Source organism: Streptomyces sp. NPDC053426 (genome assembly GCF_055585405.1).
In genome coordinates, this window is sequence record NZ_JBVJKE010000005.1 from 445,444 (window position 1) to 470,643 (window position 25,200).

The following is a 25,200-nucleotide window of genomic DNA, read 5'->3' on the forward strand; positions in this document are numbered from 1 at the left end:
GGCTCCACGCCCGTCGGGGCGCCTGTCCGCCCACGCGGGTACGGGCTCCCGCCGGGAGCGGAACTCCTCGCATACGCCGAGCGAACGAAAGGGCAACGCTCTGCCCCGGCAGATGCCCCATCCACCCTTCCGGCGGGACCGGCGACAGGTCAGTCTGAGGGATGCGTACACGGCAGCAGCAGCGACAGGAGCGGCAGCAGGACCGGGACGCGCGGCAGAGACGATCGGGCTTCCCGTCGCGGACGGTGGACGACCCCACCGGCCTGCTGGCGCTCCAGCACACCGCCGGGAACCGGGCCGTGACCACAGCGGTCCAGCGGGTGCGGCAGGAGGAGACCGAGGCGGCCCCTCCTGCCGACGAGGCGTCCCTGGAGACGTCCACCGACCCGGACGCGGCGATCGTGCGGCTGGCCCGGTCGAGCGAGGAGCACGCGCGTCAGAAGAAGCGGAAGTTCAACGTCTGGGAGCCGCACAAGAAGTGGCCGGAGGACTGGCTGCTTCCCGACGCCAAACTGCGGTGGGTCCTGGAACGGCGGCTGGTCCTCGGCGAGGTCTTCCAGGAAAAAGAGCTCAAGGACATCGAGTTGCTGTCGGAGAAGCGGCCGGGGTGGCTGAACCGTGTGGGCATCGGCACCATGGCGGAGGGCCTCAGGATCGCCGAGGGTCGGAGGTCCGCCGCGGCGAAGGCAAGCACGTCCGAGGACAAGGGCAAGGACAAGGCCACGGAGGAGAAGCCCGACTACTCGGACTGGCTGAAGCTCTCTCCGGGCCGGCGCATCCTCGCCGCGACGCTCGCCTTCCGGACCCAGCGACCCGCCCCCGGCGCCCCCGTCCCGGTCAACCCCGCCTACACCCTGGGCCGTTTCATGCGGACCCAAGGGCTCGCCGAGGACAGTGAGGAGCGCCGGGAGCTGGAGGCGGAGCGGGACGCGCAGATCCGGGAGACGGCCCTCGACACCCTGGTCCCGGAGAGCGTGCCGGAGGACCGGAAGCACCCCGGGGCGAACGAACTCGCGCCGGAGCACGAGTCGCAGGACGCCTTCGCCCGGAAGATCCTCACCAACGTCCTGCTGATCCTGCGGCACGGCCTGCAGTACACCAAGGACAAGAAGCACGTCGACTACCGGGAAGGCGACGTCATCCGGGCCCTCGCGCACGGCGGACGCGTGAACATCCGCATCCCCGCCCTCCAGGACGGCGACGACCCCCATCAGTTGCTCGAATTCCTCGGCGTCACCGAGGACGGCAAGCAGGACGAGCACGTCAAGGAACGCGGCTTCGCCACGCACCGCTCCTCCATCGGCCCGAACAAGGGCGGGACGTCCGGCCGTTTCGTGGAGAAGGGCGGCCTCGGGGCGTCACTGACGAATGTGGCGTCGAAGGCCGTCCCGGGCGTGACCACCCCGAAGCTGCTGGGGATCGACCAGGCGATCGGCGGCATCGGCACCAAGGACTGGAACGGCGACGTCATCCTCCCCAACGGCTCCTACGGCCACATGCTCCTGGTGTTCACCGCACCGACCACGTCCGCGGACGGCTCCCTGCTCGTCGGCATCGAGACGATCGCGCCGGGCGCCTCCAGCCCGGTCGGCTACCACCACGGCGTCAAGTCCACGGAGACGACCGCCAATCCCGAGTCCGCGTTGCACGGCCACAAGCCGGACAAGATCGGCGACGGCAAGATGAAGAACAACCAGCGGCTGGTGGAACTGGCGAAGATGGGCGGCGACGGCAAGAGCTGGCACGCCTTCCTCGACGAGATCAAGAGCGACTGGGCGGACCGGGTCCGGGCGGCCAGGACCTCGGAGGAGAAGCGGGAGCTCTACAAGACACTGGTCGGCCGGCGGGAGTAGGAGGGAGCCGTCGAAGAGCCCTCTCCGACCGGACCTCCGGACCGAAGCCGACGCAGGTGGCTCCACGAACGCCTCGTCCGGCATCCGGCGCCCTTTTCCTCCGTACCGCGGACGGCCCCTCACACCGTCCCGCGCCCGCCTCCAGGCTGACGGGCCGTCCCCTCTTCGCGTCCGTACGCCGACTCGGCGTACGGAGTGCCGTGCTCGTCCCCACCCCGCCGGACCGGCCCGGAGGAACGCTTCGGCGACGAGGCGAAGGAGGCGGCGGCCCGGCCTGGTCACGGCCCCGTGGCCGTGACCGTGGTGGTCCGGAGGCGTCACCGGATCCCGTTGGCGTCGGTCACCAAGCGGTGAGGACCGGGGCGTCGGGTTCGTGCCGCCGCCAGGCCTGGTTGAGGCGCGCGAGCCGGTCCGGGGCGGCGATGCCGCGCAGGGACGCGACCTTGCCGCCGTCGACTTCGAAGGCGACGGCGCCCGCGACCCGGTCGCCGATCACGGCGAGGAGGGCCGGGGAGCCGTTGACCGGCGCGATGTGGAACACGGGCGAGCCGCCGGCCAGCCGCCGCTTCGCTGGCGTGGGCCTGAACCCCGCCCGCACGAAGGAGGCGACGCGCTCACGCGTCGTGAACCGCAGCAGCCGCTTGGCCCGTCCGGCACCGTCCGAGACCGCCGTCACGTCGTCGGTGAGCAGCTCGACCAGCCGTTCGGTGCGTCCCGACGTGGCGGCGGCGAGGAACTCCTCGACGACCCGGCGCGCGGAGGCGGGGTCCACCTCCTCGCTGCCGCGGCGGCGCTCGGCGGCGACCCGGACCCGGGCCCGGTGGGCGTGCTGCTGGCTCGCGGACTCGGTGACGTCGAGGATCCGGGCGATCTCGGCGTGGCTGTACGAGAAGGCTTCGCGCAGGACGTAGACGGCCCGCTCGACCGGTGAGAGGCGCTCCATGAGGGTCAGTACGGCCAGGGACACCGATTCGCGCTGCTCGAAGGTGTCGGCGGGGCCGAGCATCGGGTCGCCCTCGAGGAGCGGCTCGGGCAGCCAGGCGCCGGCCGCGCGCTCGTGGCGCGCCTGCGCCGAGCGGAGCCGGTCGAGGCAGAGGTGGGTGACGACCTTGGTCAGCCACGCCTCCGGCACCTCGATCCGTTCGCGGTCCGCGGCCTGCCAGCGCAGGAACGCGTCCTGCACGGCGTCCTCGGCGTCGGCGGCCGAGCCGAGCAGGCGGTACGCCAGCGAGGCCAGCCGGCCCCGGCCGGCCTCGAAGCGTTCGACGGCTGCGCTGTCCATGCGGAGCAGCCTATGCGGCGGCCCTCGCGCCGGCCCGGTCGGGTGCACCGGCCGGGCCGGGCGCGGTGGTCAGGCGGCGCTTGCGCTTCGGCATGCCGAAGGTCGGGTGGGCGATGCCCCACCCGGCCCCCTTGAGCACGCCCGACTTGAACCGTGCGGCGGTCCGGCCGCCCAGGTACCAGGACTTCGGCCGGACGTCCCCGTCCACCATCTGGACGATCGCGTCCCGCCGGCCGAGGCTGATGTGGTTGCCGTAGTACTTCAGCGCGGTGGTCGGGGCCTCGCCGCCCGTCAGGCGCGCGATGATCGCGGCGGTCGCCTGCATGTTGGTGATGCCGGCCGAGGCGCAGGACATCGGCAGCGGCCGGCCGTTCTCGCCGATCGCGTAGGCGCAGTCACCGGCGGCGTAGACGTCCGGGTGCGAGACCGAGCGCATGGTGCCGTCGACGACGATCTGGCCGGTTCCGGCGACCTCCAGGCCGCTTGCGGCGGCGAGGGGGTGCACGGCGAACCCGGCCGACCACACGGTCACGTCGGCCGGGACGGACGTGCCGTCGGCGGCGATCGCGCGCGTCGGCTCGACGGCTTCGACGGCGGTGTGCGCGTGGACGGTGACGCCGAGCCGGTCGAAGGCCCGGCGCAGGTGGCGGCGGGCCTTGGGCGAGAGCCAGGCGCCCGGCTCGCCGCGGGCGGCGAGCGCGACCGAGAGGTCGGGGCGGGACTCGGCCAGCTCGGTGACGGTCTCGATGCCGGTCAGCCCCTCGCCGACGACCAGCACGGTGCCGCCCTCGCCCAGACCGGCCAGGCGCTCGCGCAGCCGCAGCGCCGAGGACGCGCCGGTCACGTCGTAGGCGTGCTCGGCCGCACCGGGGACGCCGTGGTGGGCGACGGAGCTGCCGAGCGTGTAGAGGAGCGTGTCGTACGCGAGTTCGCCGTCGCCGTCCTCGCCGGTCACGGCGACGGTCCCGCGGTCGGGGTCGACGCCGGTGACGCGCGCCACGCGCAGCCGCACCCCGGTGCCCTCGAACACGTCGGCGAGCTTGCGGGACGTGATGTCCTGGCCGCTCGCGAGCTGGTGGAGCCGCATCCGCTCGACGAAGTCGGGCGCGGCGTTGACGACGGTGATCTCGGCGTCCGCGGGAGAGAGCCGACGGGCCAGGTTCCCGGCGGCGAAGGCCCCGGCGTATCCGGCGCCGAGGACGACGATGCGGTGCTTCATGGCGATGCTCCTGCCTGTCTCGTTCGCGTGCCCCTTGAACGAGACGGCTCCCCGATTGCTGACAGCATCCGGATGTGACGTGGGTCACCGAGCAGGGACGGACGGCCGGGCCTCCTGCGGACTCCCGGCCCCGCACCGGGCGGCCACGACGGGGCGATGGCCGCCCACGGACCGGAAGGACCGATCCCCCGGCCGCCACCACACCCGCGCTCCCCGCCCAGCCCTGCGGAAGATCCGGCGCACCGTTCACTCTTCACATCCGTACGCTCACTCCGCGTACGGGACGCGGCACTCGCCGCCGCCCGCCTCCCCCCGCGTCAGATGCCGTGCCGCCTTCCGCAGCGCACCGGTGTTGCCGAGGGCCTCCTCCGCCCGCTCCACGAACGCCTCGTCCGGCATCCGGCGCCCCAGCTCCACCGACTCCACCGTGTGCTTGGAGTACTGGACCCGGGCGCCCAGGTCGACCCGGCTCAGCCCCGCGTGCTCGCGCAACGCCTGGACGACGGCCCCGAACGTCCGGAGGCTGTCCGACGGATGCGGCTCCCGCTCCCACTCCCCCGCCGGAACCGCCCGCGCACCGCCGGCGCTCCCGGCCGCCTCCCCCTCGACCCCGACCACGTCCATCCGCCGCCCCTTTCCTCTCCTCCGCACCGCGCACCACGACGGCTCCTCGCGCCGCCCGCGTCCACCTCCAGCCTGACGGATCATCAGACGTACCGTCCACTCTTCGTGTCCGTACGCTGACTCACCGTACGGGGTGCCACACTCGTCCCCGCCCCCGCCCGACCGCCACCCTGAGATCACGAAGAGCCGGGAGAAACCGTCCGCGTCCACCGCTCACCTGCGGAAACGCGCGGGCGACCGTCTCCCCTCCCGTGCACTCCCGCCCACCACGGGCGGCGGCGGCCGGACCTGGCCGCGTCAGACGAGCTGGAAGGTGCAGTCATGCGGAACGGAACCGACCTCTACGCGCTCGACATCAGCGGGGCCTCGTTCACGAAGGCGTGCGGCGGCCCCTGCACCGAGGGGTGCGTGACCCTGGCCCGGATCGGTGAGGACGCCTGGGCGCTGGGCGACAGCAAGCGGCCGGACGCGCAGCCGCTGCGGTTCACCACCGAGGAGCTGGACGCCGCCGGTATCGACCCGGCGCGCTTCGGCCTCGGCGCCTGACCCTTCCCCCTCCCCTCCCCTCCCCGCCGCCGGCCGGACCGGGTTCCTCCCCGCGTCCGGCCGCCGGCGTTCCTCGAAACGGGAGCAGCACGTGCACCACCACGCCTACCTCTGGACCGGCCCGAAGGCACGCTTCGACGACGAGGCCCTGCGGCGGCCCCCGCACCCCGATCCGCCTCCGCCCGGAAGCAGGCCGGAACTGATCGACCGCTACCGCCAGGTCGCCGCGGAGTTCCGCACGTCGGACCTCCCGCCCCTGGAGACGGCGTACTGGCTCGTCAAGCCCCGCTCACTGGTGCGGGGCACCTGGGACGAGGCGAAGGAGGCGGCGGCCTGGCTCGGTGAGCGGCTGGCCGAGTACACGCCCCGGTTCGCGGCGGAGGGCGACCGGGACACCGCGCGCCTGGCCCGGCTGGTGGACGCCGCCGCCGAACGCCTGCGCGCGGGCGCCGACGTGTCGTACGGCCACTACCTCGAACGCCCCTCGTACCTCACCCTGGCCGTGGTCACGTGCTCCCCGAACCGTACGATGCCCGAACTGTCCTGCCCCTGCGCGTAGAGCGGACCCGGCACTCACCCCCGCCTTGACCGCACGCGGCTCGGGCGGCGAACGTCTCCTTCGCCTCGGCGCTCCCGGGCGTGCTGCCGCGCGCCTGGACATCTCCGTCACCGGCACTTCCGTGCCCGCCCGCCCCGGAGCCGGCGGTTCACTGGATCAGGTCGGTGTGCGGGTGCTCGGGGGAGGTCGGGCAGACGTAGAGCTGCATGTTGTCGGTGCTGCCCACTTCCACCCTCGTCGGCTGTGCGGGGGACAGACCGGCGCGGTGACCGGCGGCGTAGGCGGCGGCCCGGTCCTCGGACGGCGCCCAGCCGCGCGTACCGCCGTCCCATTCGAAGGAGGCGATGGTCAGCAGCGGGACCATCCGGGCGTCGCAGACGGCGCAGAACCGGAGAACCGGGTCGGTGCGGCCCCACGGCGGCCAGCCACCGGCCTTCCAGCCGGGGGCGTCGGCCAGATTGCCGTCGTAGAACTCCGCCGGGTAGTCCGCGTACGAGTCGTCCACCTCCGCACCGGCTGCCTGCCATCTGCTCCAGTCCCCCACCACCTGCCGCAGCTCCGGGCTCAGGTCGAGGCTGTCGGGATACTCGGTGATCGCTTCCGGTGCCAGCAGACACGGCTCCGGCACGTAGCCCGGGTAGTTGGCCTCGTACGGTTCCGGTGGCGCGGCGAGGACGTCGACGACCGAGGCGGCGGACCGCCAGAACACCGCGGTCGCCGGCTTCCAGTCCGGCTCGTGGTCGTAGGGGCACCAGAGGACCTGGAGCAGATCGGCCTCTCCGGGCGGCCGCAACAGGGGGACGTCGCGCACGTACAGCTGAGCCACGGGCAACAGGGGGACCGGGCACTCCGCGGGCCAGGGAGGGCCGGCGTCGAGTCGCTCCGCGAGCCTCGCGGCCTTCTGTTCCATGGCCGCCTGCTCTTCGGGCGTGAACGAGGGACCATAGGGGTCCTCATGCCGCTGGGCCAGACCGTGCCTGTCGAGCCGCACTTCCGCCGGTGACTGGCGAAACCCACTGTCACCGTGCAGGTGCGAGTCCTCACAGTGCGGCCAGGGTTCCTCGGCCGGCCACAGCAACGGGCCCCCGACCGAGCTGTCCCCGACCGAAGGCGCTCCCGGGCGGGGATGCAGCCGGATCGCAGGACGCGCCAGTGGAGCCAACTCGGGAAAGACCGCGGTCACCTCGACGGGCCGAGGCGGAGTAGTCCGTACGGAAACCATGCCGGTGATCCTGCCACCAGCCACCGACAGTCTCCCGCCGCCTCGATCGGGGTCCACGCTCAACCGACCGCGAAGGCTTCCCGCCGACCGCCGAACCGCTCGACCGACCCGGGCGCGGAACGTGCCGCCCTGGTCGTCCACGCCGGGGCTCGGCCGCCACGCCCGCCGGTTCCGGGCGGAACTCCGGGCGGACGGCGCGCTCGTGGACGCCCCGGAGCTCCCCGGTGCCGCCCCGCACGCCTTGAACGGCGGGCCGGAACGGGTCGGTTACGGTGGTGTCACCGGATTCCCGTACCGGGCGTCGCGGAGTGTACGTGCTCGACCTGCGAGCAGGATCCGGGCGCGATGCCGGGATGTGTCCGTTCGGGCAGCGGTTCGTGCCCTCGTTTCCGTCCGCCCGGCTCTGTACGTAGGTCCGGCCGTGCACGAGAGTGGACGCCCGGCACAGCAGGTCACCGGAGGATGTCATGCGCGCTCAGCGAACCGCCCAGCAGACTGACGACGAGATGCTCCGTTCCGCCCACGGGAACGTGCGGCGGCCGGCCTCCGCCGCAGCGGCCCTGCCCGGCGGTCCGCTCTCCGCCGTGAACCCGGCGTCGCTGCAGGCCCTTCAGCGCTCCGCCGGGAACGCCGCCGTCCGCCGCATGCTCGAGGAACGGCGTGCCGGCTCGGACGGCGGGCAGCCGTCACCGGTGGTGCAGCGCTCGAGCGTGCACGACGTGCTGAACGCTCCGGGCCGCCCCCTGGACCCAGCCGTCCGGGCCGAGTTGGAGCCCCGGATGGGTGCGGACTTCTCCGGTGTCCGCGTCCACGACGACACCGCGGCCCGTGCCTCCGCCGCCGAGGTCGGCGCCCGCGCCTACACCTCCGGGCACCACATCGTCATCGGCGAAGGCGGCGCCGACAAACACACCCTGGCCCACGAGCTCACCCACGTCATCCAGCAGCGGCAGGGCCCGGTCGCCGGCACCGACAACGGCAGCGGCCTGAGAATCTCCGACCCTTCCGATTCCTTCGAACGGGAAGCCGAAGCGAACGCTCACCGGGTGCTGGCGGACCACGCCCCCGTCCAGCGGATCGTCGACCAACCCCTCGCACCGTCCACCACGATCCAGCGGATGAGGGACGAGGATTTCGACGAACTGATGAACGAAAGGGACATCGACGCATCGGACGAAGAAATGGATTACGAATTCGCGTTCGACGATGCGTTGCGTTTCGCCCCTCCCGGCACCGTGACGGCGGAGGAACCCGCCGAGAATCCCGTCGAGAAGCCCACGGACGGCGCGTCCCGCCTGAAGCGCGCCAACGCACGCCGCACGAAGCGCGGAGTGCCGGCGAAGGGCGACCTCGTCGGGAGCAAGCCGGAGACGCCGTTCGGAGCGGTTTCCCTGAACCAGGGATACCAGGGAGACCTGGGGACCGTGGTCAAGAGCAAAAAGGACGACTACCCCGGGACGGAGGGGCGGGACTGGGAGAGGTACGCCCACCTCCTGCCGCAGCTGAGCCCCGCGCAGAGAGTGGCCCTCGCGAACGCGGTGGGGAAGGGCTCGCTGGCCGCCGACGACGAGCACCTCTTCAAGGACGACGTCAAGGCGAAGCGTGCCGCCGCCGTCATATACGGCGTGGCACACAACTCCGAGGAGCTCCGGTTCCCCGGAGCGAGCAAGGCCTTGCGCGCGGCGTTGAGGAAGAACGGCGGAAGCTACTCCGTGGAAGAGTTCTACGAGAATTTCCCGATGGCGAAGCCCGGTGGCGCGGGGTCGTTCCGGGGGGATCCCCAGCTGTCGTCACAGACGCTGGCCACGCTGGAGGGAATGTCCGACTCCTCCGAGGAGGAATGAGCGTCTCCGGTCCACGCCGCGCCCACCGCGCGGCCTGCCGTCCCACCTGGGACGCGGTACCTCGTCCTTGACGTCCTCGCCCTCGTGGGCGGGGACGGTTCCCGCTTCGCCGCGCGGTGCCGGGACGACACCACGGCGCCGGAGGGGGCGACGCGCGCCCGATCATGAGCGAGGCGTGCGTCGCATGTCGTTGCCCCACCCGTCACCGGATGGCCGTCGACGCCGGCATCCGGCTCGTCGGCGCGGTCTCCACCACCCCGCGGGTCAGCGCACCTCGCGCCCGACCTCGTGGTGGCGGCCGTCGGGGCGGGGAAGGGGTTTGAGGGCCACCTCGATGCGGTGGGTGGAGTCGTGGCTCACCGAGCCGCCCAGGCGGGCCTCGACGACGCCCAGGCGCAGGCCCGCGCCGCCCTCGCCGGCCCGGTGGAACTGGACCGAGAACTCCAGGCTGACCTGCTCCACGTGGAACCGCCAGTCGCTCTCCGCGCCTTCCGCCTGGGCCCGCGCCAGCTCCGCGCGCACCGTGCCGATGGCCTCCGCCAGACCGATCGGTTCCGCATTCGCCATATCAACACACCGCCACTTTCGGCTGATTGACCGATCCACCCTGCTCACAAGTCTAGGGACGCCCCACGCTTTGCACGTAGTGTGAGACGGCATGGGGGAACTGCGTGCGGACTGGAGACTCAGGCTGCGACGCGAGGACGCGCACGGCCCCGTCTGCGGCGCCGGCGTGCTCGTCGACCAGTACACGGCGCTGACCTGCGCGCACGTGGTGCGTCGGCCGGACGCCGTCATGTGGCTGGAGTTCGCCGAGAACGGCGGGCTCGAACCGGTCTCGGCGCGGGTCGCGCCCGGCGGCTGGCTGGCGGAGGGCGCCGGCGGCGAGGACGTCGCCGTGCTGCGGCTGGACAGCCCCCGCCCGCAGGCGCGCCGTGCTCCGCTGGAGACCGGGCTGTGGGGCGGCATGGAGGTGTACGCGACCGGTTACGCGGAGGGCTTCGACGACGGCATGAGCCTGTGGGGGCGGATCGGCGGCGCCAGCGGTGAGCGGGTGCAGCTCGACGCCGTCACCAGGTCGGAGGTGGTGCGCGCCGGGTTCAGCGGCGCCGGTGTGTGCACCCGGCCCCGGGAGGACCGGCCCGCCCGGGTGGTGGGGCTCGTCGTGAGCTGGCGCGGGGACCTGGGCGCGGCCCTGCCCGAGGACAACCGGCTCTCCTTCTCGTATCTGATCCCCATCGGACGCATCGCCGAACTCTCACCGGTCATCAAGGAGTTGAGCAGTCCGGGCGCCTGGGACCACGGTTTCGAGGAGCGGTTGTCCCGGTGGTTCGACGATCCGGACGAGGACCCGGTGAAGATCACCGTGGTGACCCCGGGCAGTGGCAAGGACCGGTCACTGCGCCATCTGACGCACCGCGCCCATGTCGTCCACCGTGGCGGCGCCAGCAGGCCGGACCTCATCGACCACGCGCTGGACCAGGTCACCTTCCCGGCCGGTGAGTACCTGGCGTACTGGGACTGGCTGCGCGGTGCCAAGGCCCGGCCGGAGCGGGCTGCCGACCGGGCGCCCGTACGGCCGGTCACGGTCCTCGTCGACGGGCTCGACGAGGAGCCGCAGCCGGGTCCTCTCATCGACGTCCTCGCCCGATTACGGGCGTTCGGCTTCCGGCTGCTGCTCGTCTTCCGCCACGAGGGCGGGCCCGGCTGGGCCGCGTCCCGCGACCTCCTCCTGCGGCCCGCGCTCCTCCACCACGCGGACACCCTGCTCGACCGTCTGCAGCGCGCGGAGTTCAGCCGGGCGATACGCCGCGACATCGTCGACAGCGCCTCCCTCGGCTCCGTGACCGAGACCGCCGACCGGCACCGCGCCACCCGCCGCCTGCTCGACGACGTACGGGACCCGCAGCAGCAACTCACCCGGCTGCGCGCGCTGATCAGGGCCCTGCGCGCCGACCTGAGACGCTGCGGGGACCGGTGACGCCGTGCACCGTCCGGGCCGGGCGGGGAAGGAGGAGCACGCGAGGATGACGATCTGCCCGCACCGGCGCTTCACCGGAGCTCCCTGCGGCGGCGCCGTACTGCCCACCGGCTACTGCGCCGTCTGCGGTCGCGCACAGGACGGCCCCGGACTGCCCGCCCTGCCCGAGGACCCCCGCGAACTCGGCCCCCGCGAACTCCTCGCGCTCCCCGAACGCGAGCCGCGCCCCGCCGGGGAACGCCTCGTCCGGCCCGAGGCACCGCCGCGCATCCGCATGAGCTGCTCGTCCGCCGACTGCGGCATCACCTTCGCCCCGCCCTACACCGAGGGCCCGGTGCCGATCGAGGGGTTCTGCCCGGCGTGCGGCGAGCGCTACTCGTACCGGCCCGAACTCACCGAGGGCGACCTGCTGCGCGACCAGTACCGCGTCATGGGGCCCATCGCGCACGGCGGCCAGGGCTGGGTCTACCTCGCCGAGGACACCCATCTCGGTGACGTCGTCGCCGTCAAGGGACTGCTCAACCGGTACGAGCACGACGGCGCCCGCCTCGCCGACGTCGAACGCCGCAACCTCGTCGCCATCCGCCACCCCCGCATCGTCCAGATCCGCGACTTCGTGGCCCGCCGGGACGACACCGGTCAGGTCACCGGCGGCTACATCGTCATGGACGACGTCGGTGACGGCACCCTCGCGAAGGTCGCCGAGGAGGTCCGGCGCGGGGAGTCCGTCCTCGACATCGAGCACGTCGCAACGTACGGCTGCCAGATCCTCGAAGCCTTCGTCCATCTGCACGCCGACGGCGAACGGGTCTTCGTGTACGGGGACATGAAGCCCTCCAACGTCGTGCACCACCGGGACGGCATCAAGGTCATCGACCTCGGCGGCATGCGCGAACAGGGCCAGGTCCTGCCGCCCGCCCACGTCACGCCCGACTACATGGCGCCCGAGACCGTGACGTCGGCCGTGCCCACCGTCGCCCACGACCTGCACACCGTCGGCGTCACCCTGCGGGAACTCGCCCGCTGGGCCGTCACCGACGTGCCCGGTCTCGGCACCGCCTCCTTCGACCGGGTCGTCGACCGTGCCGTACGCACCGACCCGGGCCGCCGCTTCGCCGACGCCCGCGAGATGGTCGGCCAACTGCGCGGCGCCCTGCGGGAGATCCGCGCGCTGCGCGGCAAGAGCGATCCACCGGAGCCCTCCGACCACTTCCGGCCGTCCAGCAGACTGCCCGGCGCCCGGCTCGGCACGGTGCCGGACATCGGGCACTGGCTGGAGAGGCCCCGCCGCGACCGCTACCAGCCGCCCGTGGCACCGGTCCTCGACCTCGGCACGCCCACCCCCGCCGAGATCGCCGCCTGTCTGCCGGTGCCCAGGCCCTATCCGGGCGATCCGCAGGCCACGCGGTTCGAGGTGAGCAGCGGCTACGACCCGGGCCGGCTCCTGGAGCAGGAGGAGGAGAAGCCGCGTTCGGTGGAGATCCGCCTGCACAACGTGCGCGTCCTGCTGGGCCGGAACACCCGCGACGACCTGCGGCGGGCCCAGGAGGAACTCGACACGGCCGACTCCGTCCCCGGGCCGTCCGCCGTGCGCCGGTGGCGGCTGGAGTGGCACCGCGCCCTGCTCGCGCTGTGCAGCGCCGACCTCGACGGCGACCCCCGGCAGGTCGCCGAGGCCCGCCACCACTTCACCCAGGTCCACCTCGAACTGCCCGGCGAGTACGCGCCCAAACTGGCCCTCGCCCACTGCGCGGAGTGGCTCGGCGACGACACCGCCGAACCCACGGCCAAGGAACTGTACGAGGCGGTGTTCGCCCGCAACCCCGCGCACGGCGGCGCCGCCCTCGGCCTGGCCCGGCTCGCGCTCCGCGCGCGCGACCGCCGGACCGCCATCGACGTGCTCGGCCGGGTCGGGCAGGGCACGCTGGACCACACCGTCGCCCGGATCGCCGCCTTGCGCATCCGCGCGGCCCGGCTGCCCGGAGACGGCGATCCGCTGCCCCTGCCCGCCGAGGTCGACGCGGCGCTGACCGAACTGCCCGGCCTGGTGGGCCGGCGTCCGGGCGACGGGGAACCGAGCCTGTCCGAGGACGAGGCGCTGCGCCTGAGCACCGAACTCCACGAGTGGAAACTGGACGCGGTGCACAGCCTCAGCGACCGTCCCGGCGCTCCGGGAGGGGGTTCCGGACGGCTCACCGCCCACGCCCTGCGCCGGCTGAGCGCGCCGGAGCGCGCGTCGCGCGAGCGGCTGGAGTCGCTCTACCGGCGGCTGGCGGCACACCACCACGAGCCGGCCGCCGCCCACGAGCACCTGGTGGACCTCATGCACGCGGTACGGCCGCAGACCGTGTTCTGAACCGCACGGCACGACGGAACGGAACGGCACCCGGCGACGAAGGCGAAGGAGAGGAGCGGTGACGTACGACATGAGCGGCCCCACCCGGCAACCGCAGCCGGGCATCCGACTCCACGTCGACCTCGGCGGTGATCCGCGCCCGCACCGCAGCGCGAAGATCGAGGCGCATCTGCGGGTCGACGTGGCCGCCGACGGCGCCCCCACCGACCTGCCCGCGGTCCAGCTCGCGGTGATCATCGCGGTGGACGTCGCCGAGTCCAACCGGGCGGCCGTCCGGCACGCCCTGCCGGCGGCGCTGCGCGCCCTGCCCGACCGGATCTCCTTCGCCGTGCTCGGCAGCGGCCCCGAACCGGTCCGCTGCTATCCGCGGGGCGACGACGAGTGGGCCGTCGCCGACCAGGGCGCGAGGCGCCGGGCCGCCTTCGTCGCGGGTTCCCTCCCGCTGCACCGGGAGGGGCCGCGTCCCGCGGGGTACGCCGCCTGGGTGGCCGGGGCGCGCTCCCTGCTCGCCGGCCGGCCGGTGTCCGTACGCCATCTGGTGCTGATCACCGACGGCAGCAGTGCCGCCGCCACCGACGGGCACCGGCTGGAGGAGGAACTGGAGGCCTGTGCGGGGCGGTTCACCTGCGATGTGTTCGCCGTGGGCTCGGACTGGGCGCCCGACCCGCTGCTCGCCCTCGCCGAACGGCTGCACGGCACGGCCGAGTTCGTGGACGACGGGCTCGGCCGTGCGATCACCGCCGCCATCCAGCGGCTGCGCCGGGTGCACACTCCCCAGCTGCCGATCGAGGTGACCGTACGGCCCTCCGTGCGCCAGGTCTCACTCAACGAGAAGGCGCCCCGGCCGCACCGGCTCGGCGGCCTGCCCGAGCCCGGCCGGCCGCACCGCTGGAGCTTCCCGACCTACCAGTGGGAGCAGGGCGGACGCGACTACCTGCTCACCCTGGTCGCCGACTCCGACGGCGACCCGCTGGAGACCGAACTGCAGTTCGCCATGGTCTCCATCGGCGACGTCCACGCGCCCGTCACCGCCCGCTGGCACCTCCCCGAGCAGTCCCCGCCGCACGCCCCGGCGGGCGCCGACAGCGTGCGCACCCTCAACGCCACCGCCCGGATGCGGAGCGCCCTGCGCCAGGGGCTCGTCGCCCTCCGGGAACACCGGCGCGACACCGCGGAGGACCGCCTGGGACAGGCCGCCCGGCTGGCGGTGCGGTTCGGCACGGACTGGGTGCTGGACGAGATCCGCGCGGTCGCCCACATCGAGGACGCGGCCGAAGGACGGGTCCGGCTGCGCGCCGTCGACACCGGCACCCTCGGCCCGATGATCCTGCGCGCCGGGTCCCGTCCCGGCGGCCCCCTGGCCGACGCCGTCGGCGCCCGGCCGGGTCCGGGCTGCGGCAACTGCGGCGCCCCGGCGGGGAGCGAGGCCCGCTACTGCATCGCGTGCGGGGAGAGACTGCTGTGACGGCCGGACCCGCCGCCTCCCGGCGCCGGTGCTCCCCCGCCGCGTTCTGGCGCGGGCGCCTGGGCTCCTGGCGGACCCGCCGGCTGCTGGAGGCGCATCTGCTGGTGCTGTTCCTGCTCACGGCCGTGGCGTCGACCGCCCTGTTCCTCTCCAGCCGTCAGGTCCAGCACGGCGCCGAGGCACTGGCGTCCCGCGAGGCGCCGGCCGTGCAGGGGCTCGCCGCCAGCAGGCTCGCGGCCCTGCGCGCCCAGGAGGAGGTCGACTACCTGGTGGAGAGGAACCTCATCGGCGTCGTGGGTTCGGGCGAGGCCTACCGGTCCCAGCTCTCGGCCGCCGACCAGGGCCTGTCCCGGATCGCCGACCGCACGGACCAGGACCTCGGCACGGTCAAGGGTCTGCTCGCCACCTACAGCGACTCCCTCGCTCTCGGCACGTCCCTCTACCGTGACCAGCCCCTCATGCGGGAACTGAGGATCCGGGAGGCCGAGTCGCTGCTCACCCGCGACACGGTGGGAGTCGCACCGCGCCTGAAGGTCCTGCAGCGCACCCAGTTGGAGCACGCCGAGGCCACGGCCGCCATGGGATGGTGGCAGCGCGCCGGATGGTGGATCACCGAACTCGCCCTGGCCGCGGTGGCGCTGACCCTGCTCTCGGCGCTGTTCGTGCTGCGCGACCGCTGCGGCCGTGACTGGAATCCGTATCTGCTCGTGGCCTTCGTCCTCACCGTGCTGCTCGCGGTGGTCCCGCTGATGACGGCGTACTCCACCCAGGACGATCTCGCCGGGGCGCTCGCGGATCTGCGGCTGCTCACCGAGGAGTCCTGGCGGAGCGGCCCGCCGGACGAGGCGCAGCGGAAGGTCACGGAGATGTCGGAGGAGGTCCGGCTGCGACTGGCCGACGGCGCGTGGGCCGAACCGGTGCACCGGGGCGCTCTCGTCGGGAGCCTGCTGGCCGTCGTCCTGCCCGCGCTGGGGCTCGGTCTCCGGCTCGACGAGGACTACTGGAGGCGACGGTGACCCGGCGGTTCAGGATGCTGGTGTTCGTGGTGGTCATGCTGCTGATCGCGGCCGGCGGCATGGTGGTGGTCTGGGCGCAGCACGACGACGAGGAGCCGGTGACCATCCTCGGGACGTGGACGGCCGAGCAGGAGGAGCAGTTCGAGGACGTGCTGCGGGGTTTCGGCGTCCCCTTCCGCTACCAGGGCACCGCGGCCCAGCGGGAGGTGCTGCTCTCCACGGTGCAGTCGGGTGAGCCCCCGGACATCGTGATCATGCCGGGCCTCGGCGAACTCGCCGAGTACGCCGAGAGCGGCCTCCTGGAGCCGCTGGACGAGCTCTACGAGCGGCAGGAGTACGGCGCTCCCTGGATGCCGGCCGGTTCGTCCTCCGGACATGCGTACTGGGTGCCGGTCAAGGCGGACCTGAAGAGCATCGTCTGGTACCGCGAGGGTGAGGAGCCGGGTGACTCACCCGCCCCGCTGGAGAGTTGGTGCATCGGCATGGGGGACGACGGCGCCTCCGGCTGGCCCGGCACCGACTGGATCGAGGACCTCGTGCTGCAACGGGAGGGCCCCGGGGTCTACGAGAAGTGGGCGCTGGGCACGGGCGGGGTGAAGTGGTGGCGCAGCGATCCGGTGCGCACCGCCTGGGAGGCCTGGGCCGGTCTGCTGCGGCAGGACGAGCGCGCGGCCGAGGAGGCCCTGCTCACCGACCACCGCGGCGACCCGGACGGCCACGGCCTGCTGTTCGACGGCCCCCGGGACGGGTGCTCCCTGGAGCACCAGGGTTCCTTCGCGCTCTCCTTCTACCGGTCCGAGGCGAAGCACGCGCGCCTGACGGACTCCGCTCCGCTCCTGCCCGACGGCGGCGGCCGGGTCCGGGGCCGCGAGGTGACCGGCGACTTCGCGGCGCTGTTCAGCGACCGCCCCGAGGCACGGGAGCTGATCGAGAAGCTGGCTTCGAAGGAGGGCCAGCAGGCATGGGCCGACCGGGCGGGCGTCTTCTCGGCGAACCGTCAGGTGAAGCCTCGGGGCGACGCGGTCAAGGGCGAGATCGCCCGGCGGCTCCGTGAAGGGCCCCGCTGCCTGGACGCCTCGGACGTCATGGCACCCGCCGTGCGGGACGCCTTCTACGAGGCCGTACTGCTGACCATCGCGCGGGCCGCCGCCGGCCGGGACCCCGACGTTCCGGGCCTCCTCCAGGACGTGCAGCGGGTGCAGGACGCGCAGTCCGCTCCGGGGGCCGGCGGCAGGAGGGCCCCGAAGACGGTGTGCAGTACGCGGTGATCAGTCGAGGCCCGGCGGGAAGACGTGGTGGGCTCCCCCGCGGACGAGGACCCGCCAGGCCTCGATCCGCCCCGAGCAGTCGGGGAACGCCTCCAGCCGGAACGCGTGCTCCCAGCTCACGGTGAGTTCACCCGCCTCGCCGACGGTCACGCCGCCGACGGAGGGGCGGAGTTCGCCGAGCACTCGGTTGAGCGTGGCGGTCCGGGCGTCGTAGATCATGCGGAACTCGTCGAACGCCCGTGGTCCGGCGCCCTTCTGCGCATACCGCATGTCCGCGGAGCCCAGGACGGTCTTCGCGTCGTGCACGATCCGGAACGGGCACTGCACATGGACCATGACCTCCTCGCCGTCAGGGCCGTGGAACTCGACGACGCCCATGTCCACGGCCCTGCCGACGGAGTGGGCGACGGTGCCCGTCAGGATTCGGGTGATCTCGTCCACATGGATCCCAGCAGCCACCGAACAGCCCCCGCCTTCCTCGAGAATGTGATGATAGCCATACCCCCGGCCCGTACAACCTTTCGAGAAGTTGACCCGTCTTCCCAGTGACCACTTCGGTCGCGTTCACGAGGAGACCGTCATTTCCGTCATACGCAAGACCCTCACCGCCACCGCCGTCGCCACCGCGGTCCTGGCGGGTTCCGCCGCCTGCGGCACCGTGGAGAACCTGTCCGCGGGACAGAAGCTCGACCAGGCCTTCGAGAAGCTCGGCAAGGAGCGCTCGCTCTCCTTCGAGCTGGACCTGGACGCGGACGCCGCGACGCTGAAGGCGCTGGACGCCGAGTCGTCGGAACCGGGCGAGGAGATGCCCGACGAGGTCGCCGAACTGCTCAGCGACGCGCAGATCTCCGTCTCCGTGGAGTCGAAGAAGCCGATCGAGAAGTCCGGCGAGAAGGACATCACCGCCATGGCGCTGAAGTTCAGCGGCCCGGACGGTGCCCTGGTCGAGTACCGGCTGATCGGCGACGACCTCTACATCCGCGTCGACGCGGAGGCGCTCGGGAAGATGGCGGGCGCCCCCATGCCGTCGGCCGACGAACTGCCGGACAGCGCGGAGGCGTTCAAGAAGCTCCTCGCCGGTGAGTGGATCAAGGTCTCGGCGAAGGAGGTGGAAGAGACCCGCAAGGAGATGTCGGAGGCGGAGGGCTTCGGGGGCGAGGAGCCCTCGGCGGAGCCCACCCTCGACGCCAAGACCCAGAAGAAGCTGACGAAGGCACTGCGGCAGGTCATCGCCGAGCAGGTCGACTTCACGACCTCCGACGGATCGGACGGTACCGAGCACATCAAGGCCACGGCGCCGTTCCGTACGCTGATCACCGAGCTGTTCGACGAACTCCGTCCGCTGCAGAAGGAACTGCCGGGGGGCGCCGAGCTGCCCACCGCCAAGGATTTCAAGGACGCGCCGAACAAGAAGGTCACCGCCGACTTCACGCTGAAGAACGACGAGCTGACCGAGGTGTCCGTGGACCTCGCCAAGCTGGCGGAGAAGGCGAAGGTCAAGAAGTTCGCGCTGGTGCTGCGCATCGGCAAGGGCGAGAAGACGACGGCTCCGGCGGGCGCCACCGAGGTGCGCATCGACGACATCATGGAGGGCCTCTTCGGCGGCCTCACGGCAGGTGCGCTCGGCGAGGAGGAGTTCACGGGGGACACCGAGTTCTGACCCCACCCGGTACAGGCGGTTCCGGCCGCCCGTACCGGCCGACCGCGCGGCTACCGGGACGTCCTCGGCTCCGCCCGCCCGGTGCCGTGCCCCGCGTCCGGCTGAACCGGACCGCAGGCGAGGTCGTGGAAGGCGCGGCGCAGCAGCGCGGTGACGCGTTCGGGGGGAGCGTCACGCAGGCCGTCCAGGTGGAGCAGGTGGCGTCCGATCACGGTGCCGATGGTGAGCGCGCCGATGAGTCCGGCGCGCAGCTCCGCCTCGTCGTCGACGAGGTGCTGTGCGGCCTGCTGTTGCCGGGACACCATGGCGGCACGGACGTCACCGGCCGCGTCGGGGTGGGTGAACATCGACCGCAGGGCGGCCAGCGCGTCGGCGGGTTCCTCGGCGAGCTTCTGTTCGAGCGCCGCCAGCAGCTGTTCGGCGGCCCGCTCCGGAGGTCCGCTCACCCACTCCTCCCGCTCGAACCCCGACACCCGGGCGAACAGCTTGTCCTTCGATCCGAAGTAACGCATCACCAGCCCCGGATCGGCGTCCGCCGCCGCCGCGATGGCCCGGATGGTGGCCCGGTCGTAACCGACCTCGGCGAACAGGCGTCGCGCGGCGTCCAGGATGCGGGTCTCGGTGTGCCGGCGCCGCTCGGCCCGGCTGGTGGGGCGGGACGTCATGATCTCAGTCTACATCCGTTGACCGAACCCGTCGCGCTCGCCTACCGTTTTCAGTCTACGGACGTTGACCGAATGGAGGCGGCTCGTCATGTGGCACGTATTCCTCTTGTCCGCGCTCGCCGGACTCATGGGCGCGAACGCCGTTCCGCACTTCGTCAAAGGCATGACCGGCGAAGAGTTCCCGAACGTGTGGGGCAACGGCCCGCTGCGCAACGCCGTGGCCGGAACGATGGGCCTCGCACTGGCGGGTGCGTTCGGGTACTGGGCCGGTCTTCCGGCCCATCCGCTCGCGGGTGCCGTCGGCCTCCTCGCCGGAGCGCTGGTCATGGCCGTCTTCCACGGGCTCGGTGGTGCCTACCGGCTCAACTCCGCGCTGGGGCGCCCCAACCCGCCGCGCGCCGCGCACGCGGACGCGGGGTGAGCACGGGGGACGTCGCCACCGTGTCCCAGTCGGCCGTGCGGTCGCACCAGCGGTTCAGGAGGGTCCGGTCGTGGCCCACGGCCAGCAGGCCCGCGCCGGTCGAGGCGCGGTAGGCCTCGACGACCCCGACCAGCGCGGCCGTGGTCGACGCGTCCAGCATGGCCGTCATCTCGTCGCAGATCAGCCAGCGGGGGCGCAGCACCAGCGCGCGGGCGAGGCAGGCGCGCTGGAGCTGGCCGTCGCTGACCTCGTGGGGGCGGCGGGTGAGCAGGTCGGGGGTCAGGCCGACGGTCTCGGCGAGTTCGGCCACCCGGCCGGGGACGGACGGGCGGCGGCCCGTGGCGCGCAGGGGTTCCGCGATCAGGTCGGCCAGGCGCAGACGCGGGTCGGCGGAGAGGCGGGGCTGCTGGAAGACGACGCCGACGGCGGTGCGCAGCTCGCGCGGTGCGCGGTGGCGCCAGCGGCGTACGGGGGCGCCGTCGAGGACGACTTCCCCGGCGTCCGGGCGGTGCAGGAGGGCGGCGACCCTCGCGAGGGTGGACTTGCCGCAGCCGCTGGGGCCGAGCAGGCCGACGGACTCGCCGGGGGTGACGGTGAGGGTGGCGTCCCGTACGGCGGGGGCCCCTCGGTCGTATCCGGCGGTGATGGCGCGTAGTTCAAGCACGGATGTCCTCGGGAGTGGGTGCCGGGGCCGGGTGGTGGCAGGCGACCGACCCGGTGAAGGGCGGGAGGGTCGCGCAGGTGTCCGTGGCGCGGTCGCAGCGGGGGGCGAAGGCGCAGCCGTCGGGGAGGGCTCCGAGTTCGGGGGGCAGTCCGGGGACGGGGGTGAAGGACCGGTCCGGGAGTGCCTCCAACAGGCCCCGGCTGTAGGGGTGGCGGGGGCCCGGTGTGCCGAAGAAGGCGCTCGCTTCGGTCAGTTCGACGATACGGCCCGCGTACATGACGGCCACCCGGTCGGCGACGCGTTCCGCCGCCGCGAGGTCGTGGGTGATCATCAGCAGCGCCCGGTCGCCGTCGGCGTCGACGTGGCGGCGCAGTTCGTCGACGGTGCGGTCCACCAGGTCGCGGTCCAGCCCTGTGGTGGGTTCGTCGGCCAGCAGGAGGGGTGCCCCGCCCACCAGGGCGAGGGCGGTGGCGGCGCGCTGGGCGAGTCCGCCGGAGAGTTCGTGGGGGTGGCGGTCGAGGTGGCCCGGCGGGAACCCGGCGCGTTCGGCGGCCTGTTCGGCCGCGGTGCGCAGGGCCGTGCGGCCCCGGACGCCGGTGAGCTGGGCGACCGTCTCCTCCAGTTGGGAGCGGATGGTGCGTACGGGGGTGAGGTGGGCGGCCGGGCTCTGCGGGATGAGGCCGATGCGGCGGCCCCGCACGGTGCGGGCGAGGGTGCGTTCGTCGGCGGTCAGCAGGTCCAGTTCGCCGAGCAGCGCGCTGCCGGCGGTCTGGGCGTTGGCGGGGAGCAGGCCGAGGAGGGCGGAGGCGAGGACGGACTTGCCGCAGCCGCTCTCGCCGATCAGGGCGAGGCACTCACCGGGCGCCACGTCGAAGTGGGCGTCGGTGACGGCGGCGATCCGGCGCCCGCCCGGCAGCAGGAAGCGCACGGACAGTCCTCGGACCGACAGCACGGGGGGTCGCTCGGTCGTCACAGCGTCAGCTCCGATCGGCGCCGGGGGTTGATCCGCTCCCGCCAGACACCGGCGAGGCCGGCGACGGCGAGGGTGGGGATGATCAGGAACAGGCCGGGGAAGAGGGTCGGCCACCACTGTCCGGCGAGCAGGGAGCCGCGGGCGCCCTGGATGAGGGTGCCGAGGCTGGCGGTGTGGGTGGGCAGGCCGAGGCCGAGGAAGGACAGGGCCGACTCGTGCCACATGGCGTGCGGCACCATGAGGACGGCGGCGAGGCCGGCCTGGGGCAGCACACCGGGCAGCAGGTGCCGTACGACGACCCGCCACCGGGAGGCTCCGCCGGAGACGGCCGCGTCGATGTAGGGGCGGGAGCGCAGCGAGAGGACCTCGGCGCGGACGATCCGGGCGGTGGACAGCCAGTGGGTGAGGCCGACGGAGATCACCACCGGCCAGACGCCCGGCCGGAACATGGCGACGATGAAGACGCCGAGCAGCAGGTGCGGCACGGAGGAGAAGGTGTCGACCAGGCGCATGACCGCGCGGTCGACCCAGCCGCCGAGCGCGCCGGCGGTGGCGCCGACGGCGGTGCCGATCACGGTGGCGGCGAGGGCGGCCACCACGCCCACCAGCAGCGACACCCTGAGCCCGTAGACGCAGCGCAGCAGCAGGTCGCGGCCCACGTCGTCGGTGCCGAAGGGGTGGGACCAGGACGGCGGCAGGAGTTTGGCGGCGAGGTCGACGGCCTGCTGGTCGAGCCGGACCAGCGGCGGTACGAGGAGCACCGCGAGGACCGTCACGGCGACCAGGGTCGCGGAGACGCGCAGGCGGAGGGTGTGGGTGGAGCGGCGGGCGGTGCCGTGTGCGCGCCACACCGTCTTCGTCACGGCGGGGGTGGTGTCAGCCATGGGGGTCACATCTCATTCAGCTTCACCCTCGGGTCGATCAGTCCGTAGAGCAGGTCGGAGAGGAGGTTTCCGGCGAGGACGGCGGCGGTGGCGAGGGTGGTCAGCGCGGCCAGCAGCGGGAAGTCGACGGAGGTGGCCGCCTCGACGGTGGCCGCGGCGATGCCCGGCCAGCTGAACACGGTCTCCACCAGCAGGGCGCCGGTGATGAGTTCGGGGACGCGGGAGCCGATCAGGGTGAGCACGGGCAGCAGTCCGGAGCGCAGGGCGTGGCCGAGCAGGACGGTGCGTTCGCTCAGGCCGCGGGCGCGGGCGCCGCGCACGGGGTCCTCCGCGAGGGCGTCGCCGACGCCCTGACGGACGTAGAGCGTGAACCAGGGCAGTTGGGAGACGGCGAGGACGCCGGCGGGCAGGACCAGGTGGCTCGCGACCTGGCCGAAGGTGACCTGTTCGCTGCCGGTGTCGGTGAGGCCGCCGGCCGGGAGGACGTCCAGGTGGAGGGCGAACAGCCAGACGGCGAGCAGGGCGGTCCAGAAGACCGGGGCGGCCTCCAGGGCGTACGCGAGGGAGGTGACCGTACGGTCGAGGAGCGAGCCGGGGCGGCGGGCGGCGAGGACGCCGAGCACGGTGCCGAGCAGGACGGCGGCGGCGAACGCGACGGCGCACAGCAGGGCCGACCAGACCAGGCGTTCGCCGATCACCTCGGCCACGGGCTGGCGCATCACGGTGGACTGGCCGAGGTCGCCGCCGAACGCGGAGGTCAGCCAGTCCCACCAGCGGGCGGTGAACGGCCGGTCCACGCCGAGGTTCTCCCGCAGCCGGTCCAGGGTCTCCTGGTCGGCGCCGAGCGCGGCGGTGCCGGCGTACGCCTTGACGGGGTCGAAGGGGGAGGCGGCGGCGACGGCGAACACGCCGAAGGTGACGACGAGCAGCACCGGCACGGCGAACAGGGCCCGCCGTGCCGTGAGCCTGGTCATCTCTCCCCAGGGAAGGGCGGTCATGCCGTGGGCTGCCAGTCCTCGACGTTCCACCAGGGGCCGCTGGCGAAGCCGTGCTCGTGGGGTTCGGTCTGGGTGGTGAGGCCCTTCCAGCAGTCGGCGAGGACGTACATGTGGTCGATGTGGGTGAGGAAGGTGTAGCCGGGGTCCTTCACCAGTTCGCGCTGGAGGGTGTCGTAGGCGGCCTTGCGGTCCTTCGGGTCCTGGCTGCGGCGGCCGGCGTCGAGGGCCTCGTCGACGGCCGGGTTGTCGTACAGGGCCATGTTGTTGAAGCCGTCTCCGGCGAGGGAGGAGTGCAGGAGCGTGTAGAGGCCGAAGTCGGGGTCGCCGGTGCTGCCAAATCCGGCGAGGACGGCGTCCTGGTTCATCCGGGGTTCGATGACCTCCCAGGTGGCGCTCTCCACCTCGACGTCGATGCCGGCCTTCTTGGCGTCGGAGGCGTAGGCGAGGGCGTGGTCCTGGCGGACCTTGTCGCCGGAGGGGTAGTAGAGGGTGAAGCGGGCGGCGCGGCCGTCCTTGGCGCGGATGCCGTCCTCGCCGGCCTTCCAGCCGACCTCGTCGAGGATGCTCTCGGCCTCGTCGAGGTCCTGGGGGCGGTCGACGCCCTCGGCGTACCAGGGGTCGTCGATGGGCAGCGGGCCGTAGGCGGGGCGGCCGGCGCCGTCGAGGATCTTGTCGACCATGGCCCGGCGGTCCACGGCCAGGTCGAGGGCGCGGCGGATCGCGGTGTCCCCGGCGACGGGGTTGCCGGTGGGGAGGCTGACGGCGCGGAAGTCGTACGACGTCGCCCGGTACGTCTTCTTGCCGTCGTCGTTCTTGAAGGTGGCGGCGAGGTTGGGCGGGAGGGTCGCGCCGTCGAGGTCGCCGGAGCGCAGCCGGGTGGCGCGGACGTCGTCGTCGGCGATGATCGCCATGGTGAGCTTTTTCACCTTCGGAGCGCCGCCCCAGTAGTCCGGATTGGCCTTGAAGGTGAGCTTTTCGCCCTTGCTCCAGCCGGTGAGGACGTACGGTCCGGTGCCGATCGGCTCGGTGTTGAAGGAGCCGGTGTTGGGGTCCTGTCCGCCCGCGACGTGCTCGGGGACGACGGGCAGCACCGTGCGGGCGGCGAAGGCCGCGTAGGGGTAGTCGAGGGTGAAGACGACCTTGTCGTCGCCGTCGGCCCGGACCTCCTTGACGGCGTCCAGTTCGCTCTTGGCGGTGTTGTTGGTCTTCTCGTCCAGCACGGTGTCGTACGTGAAGACCACGTCGTCGGCGGTCAGCGGCTCGCCGTCGCTGAACTTCACGCCGTCGCGCAGGGTGTACGTGTAGGTGCGGCCGCCGTCGGTGACCTCGGGGAGCGCCTTCGCCAGGGCGGGCTTCAGCTTCATGTCGGCGTCGCGGGCGAGGAGTCCGTCGAAGATCTTGGAGTTGCCGTCCTTGCCGTAGCCGAGCAGGGGGCTGAGCGTGTCCGGTTCGGACGGGACCCCGATCACGACGGATCCGGCGGACGCTCCGCCGTCCGCGCCGCCGTCGCCCGGCGCCGAGCAGGCGGCGACCGCACCGGCCATCGCGACCACGGCGGCGGTACCCCGTATTCGTCGGGTCGTCATCGAACCTCACATCCCTGTTGCCTGGAAATCGTTGTTGCATATTAATTGCAGCAAGGTACTGCCCAGGACGGCGGCCCCCCACTCCCCCGCCCCGACGGACGGCGCCGCTCGTGT

The 25,200-nt window shown here is 72.9% G+C and carries 22 protein-coding genes and 1 pseudogene; 11 read left to right on the forward strand and 12 right to left on the reverse strand.

What is annotated here, in order from left to right:
• Window positions 1-161: 161 nt before the first annotated feature.
• Window positions 162-1,853 (forward strand): PE-PGRS family protein, encoded by a 1,692-nt coding sequence (locus tag ACZ62B_RS13695; protein ID WP_469690356.1) that lies wholly within the window; start codon window positions 162-164, stop codon window positions 1,851-1,853.
• Between the two features lie 340 nt (window positions 1,854-2,193).
• On the opposite strand, the gene ACZ62B_RS13700 is transcribed toward ACZ62B_RS13695, so the two are convergent.
• The 3 genes and pseudogenes from ACZ62B_RS13700 to ACZ62B_RS13710 all read right to left on the reverse strand — a co-directional run.
• Window positions 2,194-3,135, reverse strand: coding sequence for a sigma-70 family RNA polymerase sigma factor (locus ACZ62B_RS13700; protein ID WP_468879392.1), 942 nt, complete (start codon window positions 3,133-3,135; stop codon window positions 2,194-2,196).
• A 10-nt stretch (window positions 3,136-3,145) separates the two neighbouring features.
• Complete coding sequence (locus ACZ62B_RS13705) at window positions 3,146-4,354, reverse strand: NAD(P)/FAD-dependent oxidoreductase (RefSeq protein ID WP_468879395.1); 1,209 nt, start codon at window positions 4,352-4,354, stop codon at window positions 3,146-3,148.
• A gap of 300 nt (window positions 4,355-4,654) precedes the next feature.
• A pseudogene (locus tag ACZ62B_RS13710) lies at window positions 4,655-4,978 on the reverse strand (helix-turn-helix domain-containing protein); the annotation flags it as partial.
• A 321-nt stretch (window positions 4,979-5,299) separates the two neighbouring features.
• On the opposite strand from ACZ62B_RS13710, the gene ACZ62B_RS13715 reads away from it, so the two are divergent.
• Both ACZ62B_RS13715 and ACZ62B_RS13720 read left to right on the forward strand, forming a co-directional pair.
• On the forward strand, window positions 5,300-5,524 hold the full coding sequence (locus tag ACZ62B_RS13715; protein ID WP_344564267.1) for a DUF397 domain-containing protein: 225 nt from the start codon (window positions 5,300-5,302) through the stop codon (window positions 5,522-5,524).
• A gap of 91 nt (window positions 5,525-5,615) precedes the next feature.
• Complete coding sequence (locus tag ACZ62B_RS13720) at window positions 5,616-6,083, forward strand: hypothetical protein (protein ID WP_344564263.1); 468 nt, start codon at window positions 5,616-5,618, stop codon at window positions 6,081-6,083.
• Between the two features lie 148 nt (window positions 6,084-6,231).
• On the opposite strand, the gene ACZ62B_RS13725 is transcribed toward ACZ62B_RS13720, so the two are convergent.
• Entirely contained in the window at window positions 6,232-7,305 is a 1,074-nt protein-coding gene (locus ACZ62B_RS13725; RefSeq protein WP_469690358.1) for a hypothetical protein, read from the reverse strand.
• 467 nt (window positions 7,306-7,772) lie between these two features.
• Here ACZ62B_RS13725 and ACZ62B_RS13730 point away from each other — a divergent pair, with 467 nt between their 5' ends.
• Window positions 7,773-9,149: an eCIS core domain-containing protein gene (locus ACZ62B_RS13730; protein ID WP_469690360.1), complete on the forward strand. Its 1,377-nt coding sequence runs from the start codon at window positions 7,773-7,775 to the stop codon at window positions 9,147-9,149.
• 264 nt (window positions 9,150-9,413) lie between these two features.
• On the opposite strand, the gene ACZ62B_RS13735 is transcribed toward ACZ62B_RS13730, so the two are convergent.
• Window positions 9,414-9,716: a trypco2 family protein gene (locus ACZ62B_RS13735; protein ID WP_344564259.1), complete on the reverse strand. Its 303-nt coding sequence runs from the start codon at window positions 9,714-9,716 to the stop codon at window positions 9,414-9,416.
• A gap of 91 nt (window positions 9,717-9,807) precedes the next feature.
• Here ACZ62B_RS13735 and ACZ62B_RS13740 point away from each other — a divergent pair, with 91 nt between their 5' ends.
• Genes ACZ62B_RS13740 through ACZ62B_RS13760 form a run of 5 tightly spaced genes read left to right on the forward strand, consistent with a single transcriptional unit; the run spans window position 9,808 to window position 17,235 of the window.
• Window positions 9,808-11,130, forward strand: a complete 1,323-nt coding sequence (locus ACZ62B_RS13740) for a S1 family peptidase (protein WP_344564257.1) — start codon at window positions 9,808-9,810, stop codon at window positions 11,128-11,130.
• Between the two features lie 46 nt (window positions 11,131-11,176).
• Window positions 11,177-13,486, forward strand: a complete 2,310-nt coding sequence (locus ACZ62B_RS13745) for a tetratricopeptide repeat protein (RefSeq protein ID WP_469690361.1) — start codon at window positions 11,177-11,179, stop codon at window positions 13,484-13,486.
• Between the two features lie 58 nt (window positions 13,487-13,544).
• Window positions 13,545-14,951, forward strand: coding sequence for a hypothetical protein (locus tag ACZ62B_RS13750; protein ID WP_469690363.1), 1,407 nt, complete (start codon window positions 13,545-13,547; stop codon window positions 14,949-14,951).
• Window positions 14,948-15,967, forward strand: coding sequence for a hypothetical protein (locus tag ACZ62B_RS13755; RefSeq protein ID WP_469690365.1), 1,020 nt, complete (start codon window positions 14,948-14,950; stop codon window positions 15,965-15,967). Before ACZ62B_RS13750 ends, ACZ62B_RS13755 begins: the two co-directional genes overlap by 4 nt.
• The gene (locus ACZ62B_RS13760) at window positions 15,964-17,235 is read left to right on the forward strand and encodes an ABC transporter substrate-binding protein (RefSeq protein ID WP_468879409.1); all 1,272 of its coding nucleotides are present in this window, start codon (window positions 15,964-15,966) and stop codon (window positions 17,233-17,235) included. Before ACZ62B_RS13755 ends, ACZ62B_RS13760 begins: the two co-directional genes overlap by 4 nt.
• Here ACZ62B_RS13760 and ACZ62B_RS13765 read toward each other — a convergent pair whose 3' ends face one another.
• Window positions 17,236-17,694 (reverse strand): hypothetical protein, encoded by a 459-nt coding sequence (locus ACZ62B_RS13765; protein ID WP_344564247.1) that lies wholly within the window; start codon window positions 17,692-17,694, stop codon window positions 17,236-17,238. It abuts the gene before it with no gap.
• Window positions 17,695-17,764: 70 nt separating this feature from the next.
• On the opposite strand from ACZ62B_RS13765, the gene ACZ62B_RS13770 reads away from it, so the two are divergent.
• Window positions 17,765-18,895 (forward strand): hypothetical protein, encoded by a 1,131-nt coding sequence (locus tag ACZ62B_RS13770; RefSeq protein WP_469690368.1) that lies wholly within the window; start codon window positions 17,765-17,767, stop codon window positions 18,893-18,895.
• Window positions 18,896-18,945: 50 nt separating this feature from the next.
• Here the strand turns inward: ACZ62B_RS13770 and ACZ62B_RS13775 are convergent, their stop codons facing one another.
• On the reverse strand, window positions 18,946-19,560 hold the full coding sequence (locus tag ACZ62B_RS13775; protein ID WP_469690369.1) for a TetR/AcrR family transcriptional regulator: 615 nt from the start codon (window positions 19,558-19,560) through the stop codon (window positions 18,946-18,948).
• 88 nt (window positions 19,561-19,648) lie between these two features.
• Between ACZ62B_RS13775 and ACZ62B_RS13780 the strand changes: the two genes are divergently transcribed.
• Window positions 19,649-19,981, forward strand: coding sequence for a hypothetical protein (locus ACZ62B_RS13780; RefSeq protein WP_344564243.1), 333 nt, complete (start codon window positions 19,649-19,651; stop codon window positions 19,979-19,981).
• Here the strand turns inward: ACZ62B_RS13780 and ACZ62B_RS13785 are convergent.
• The 5 genes from ACZ62B_RS13785 to ACZ62B_RS13805 are packed head-to-tail and all read right to left on the reverse strand — an operon-like array spanning window position 19,923 to window position 25,086.
• The gene (locus tag ACZ62B_RS13785) at window positions 19,923-20,645 is read right to left on the reverse strand and encodes an ABC transporter ATP-binding protein (protein WP_469690371.1); all 723 of its coding nucleotides are present in this window, start codon (window positions 20,643-20,645) and stop codon (window positions 19,923-19,925) included. The two genes, ACZ62B_RS13780 and ACZ62B_RS13785, sit on opposite strands and share 59 nt — an antisense overlap.
• Window positions 20,638-21,618, reverse strand: a complete 981-nt coding sequence (locus ACZ62B_RS13790) for an ABC transporter ATP-binding protein (RefSeq protein WP_344564239.1) — start codon at window positions 21,616-21,618, stop codon at window positions 20,638-20,640. Before ACZ62B_RS13790 ends, ACZ62B_RS13785 begins: the two co-directional genes overlap by 8 nt.
• Window positions 21,615-22,502, reverse strand: coding sequence for an ABC transporter permease (locus ACZ62B_RS13795; RefSeq protein ID WP_344564237.1), 888 nt, complete (start codon window positions 22,500-22,502; stop codon window positions 21,615-21,617). The genes ACZ62B_RS13790 and ACZ62B_RS13795 overlap by 4 nt, the downstream gene beginning before the upstream one ends.
• A gap of 5 nt (window positions 22,503-22,507) precedes the next feature.
• Window positions 22,508-23,476, reverse strand: coding sequence for an ABC transporter permease (locus ACZ62B_RS13800; RefSeq protein ID WP_344564236.1), 969 nt, complete (start codon window positions 23,474-23,476; stop codon window positions 22,508-22,510).
• 20 nt (window positions 23,477-23,496) lie between these two features.
• Window positions 23,497-25,086, reverse strand: coding sequence for an ABC transporter substrate-binding protein (locus tag ACZ62B_RS13805; protein WP_469690373.1), 1,590 nt, complete (start codon window positions 25,084-25,086; stop codon window positions 23,497-23,499).
• Between the last annotated feature and the right edge of the window lie 114 nt (window positions 25,087-25,200).

What these genes read in the sequence shown, in the direction of transcription:
- ACZ62B_RS13795 (WP_344564237.1), bottom strand. Translation starts at nt 22,502, where the DNA reads ATGGCTGACACCACCCCCGCCGTGACGAAGACGGTGTGGCGCGCACAC.
- ACZ62B_RS13715 (WP_344564267.1), top strand. Translation starts at nt 5,300, where the DNA reads ATGCGGAACGGAACCGACCTCTACGCGCTCGACATCAGCGGGGCCTCG.
- ACZ62B_RS13745 (WP_469690361.1), top strand. Translation starts at nt 11,177, where the DNA reads ATGACGATCTGCCCGCACCGGCGCTTCACCGGAGCTCCCTGCGGCGGC.
- ACZ62B_RS13700 (WP_468879392.1), bottom strand. Translation starts at nt 3,135, where the DNA reads ATGGACAGCGCAGCCGTCGAACGCTTCGAGGCCGGCCGGGGCCGGCTG.
- ACZ62B_RS13805 (WP_469690373.1), bottom strand. Translation starts at nt 25,086, where the DNA reads ATGACGACCCGACGAATACGGGGTACCGCCGCCGTGGTCGCGATGGCC.
- ACZ62B_RS13725 (WP_469690358.1), bottom strand. Translation starts at nt 7,305, where the DNA reads ATGGTTTCCGTACGGACTACTCCGCCTCGGCCCGTCGAGGTGACCGCG.
- ACZ62B_RS13800 (WP_344564236.1), bottom strand. Translation starts at nt 23,476, where the DNA reads ATGACCAGGCTCACGGCACGGCGGGCCCTGTTCGCCGTGCCGGTGCTG.
- ACZ62B_RS13735 (WP_344564259.1), bottom strand. Translation starts at nt 9,716, where the DNA reads ATGGCGAATGCGGAACCGATCGGTCTGGCGGAGGCCATCGGCACGGTG.
- ACZ62B_RS13740 (WP_344564257.1), top strand. Translation starts at nt 9,808, where the DNA reads ATGGGGGAACTGCGTGCGGACTGGAGACTCAGGCTGCGACGCGAGGAC.
- ACZ62B_RS13730 (WP_469690360.1), top strand. Translation starts at nt 7,773, where the DNA reads ATGCGCGCTCAGCGAACCGCCCAGCAGACTGACGACGAGATGCTCCGT.
- ACZ62B_RS13705 (WP_468879395.1), bottom strand. Translation starts at nt 4,354, where the DNA reads ATGAAGCACCGCATCGTCGTCCTCGGCGCCGGATACGCCGGGGCCTTC.
- ACZ62B_RS13775 (WP_469690369.1), bottom strand. Translation starts at nt 19,560, where the DNA reads ATGACGTCCCGCCCCACCAGCCGGGCCGAGCGGCGCCGGCACACCGAG.
- ACZ62B_RS13695 (WP_469690356.1), top strand. Translation starts at nt 162, where the DNA reads ATGCGTACACGGCAGCAGCAGCGACAGGAGCGGCAGCAGGACCGGGAC.
- ACZ62B_RS13780 (WP_344564243.1), top strand. Translation starts at nt 19,649, where the DNA reads ATGTGGCACGTATTCCTCTTGTCCGCGCTCGCCGGACTCATGGGCGCG.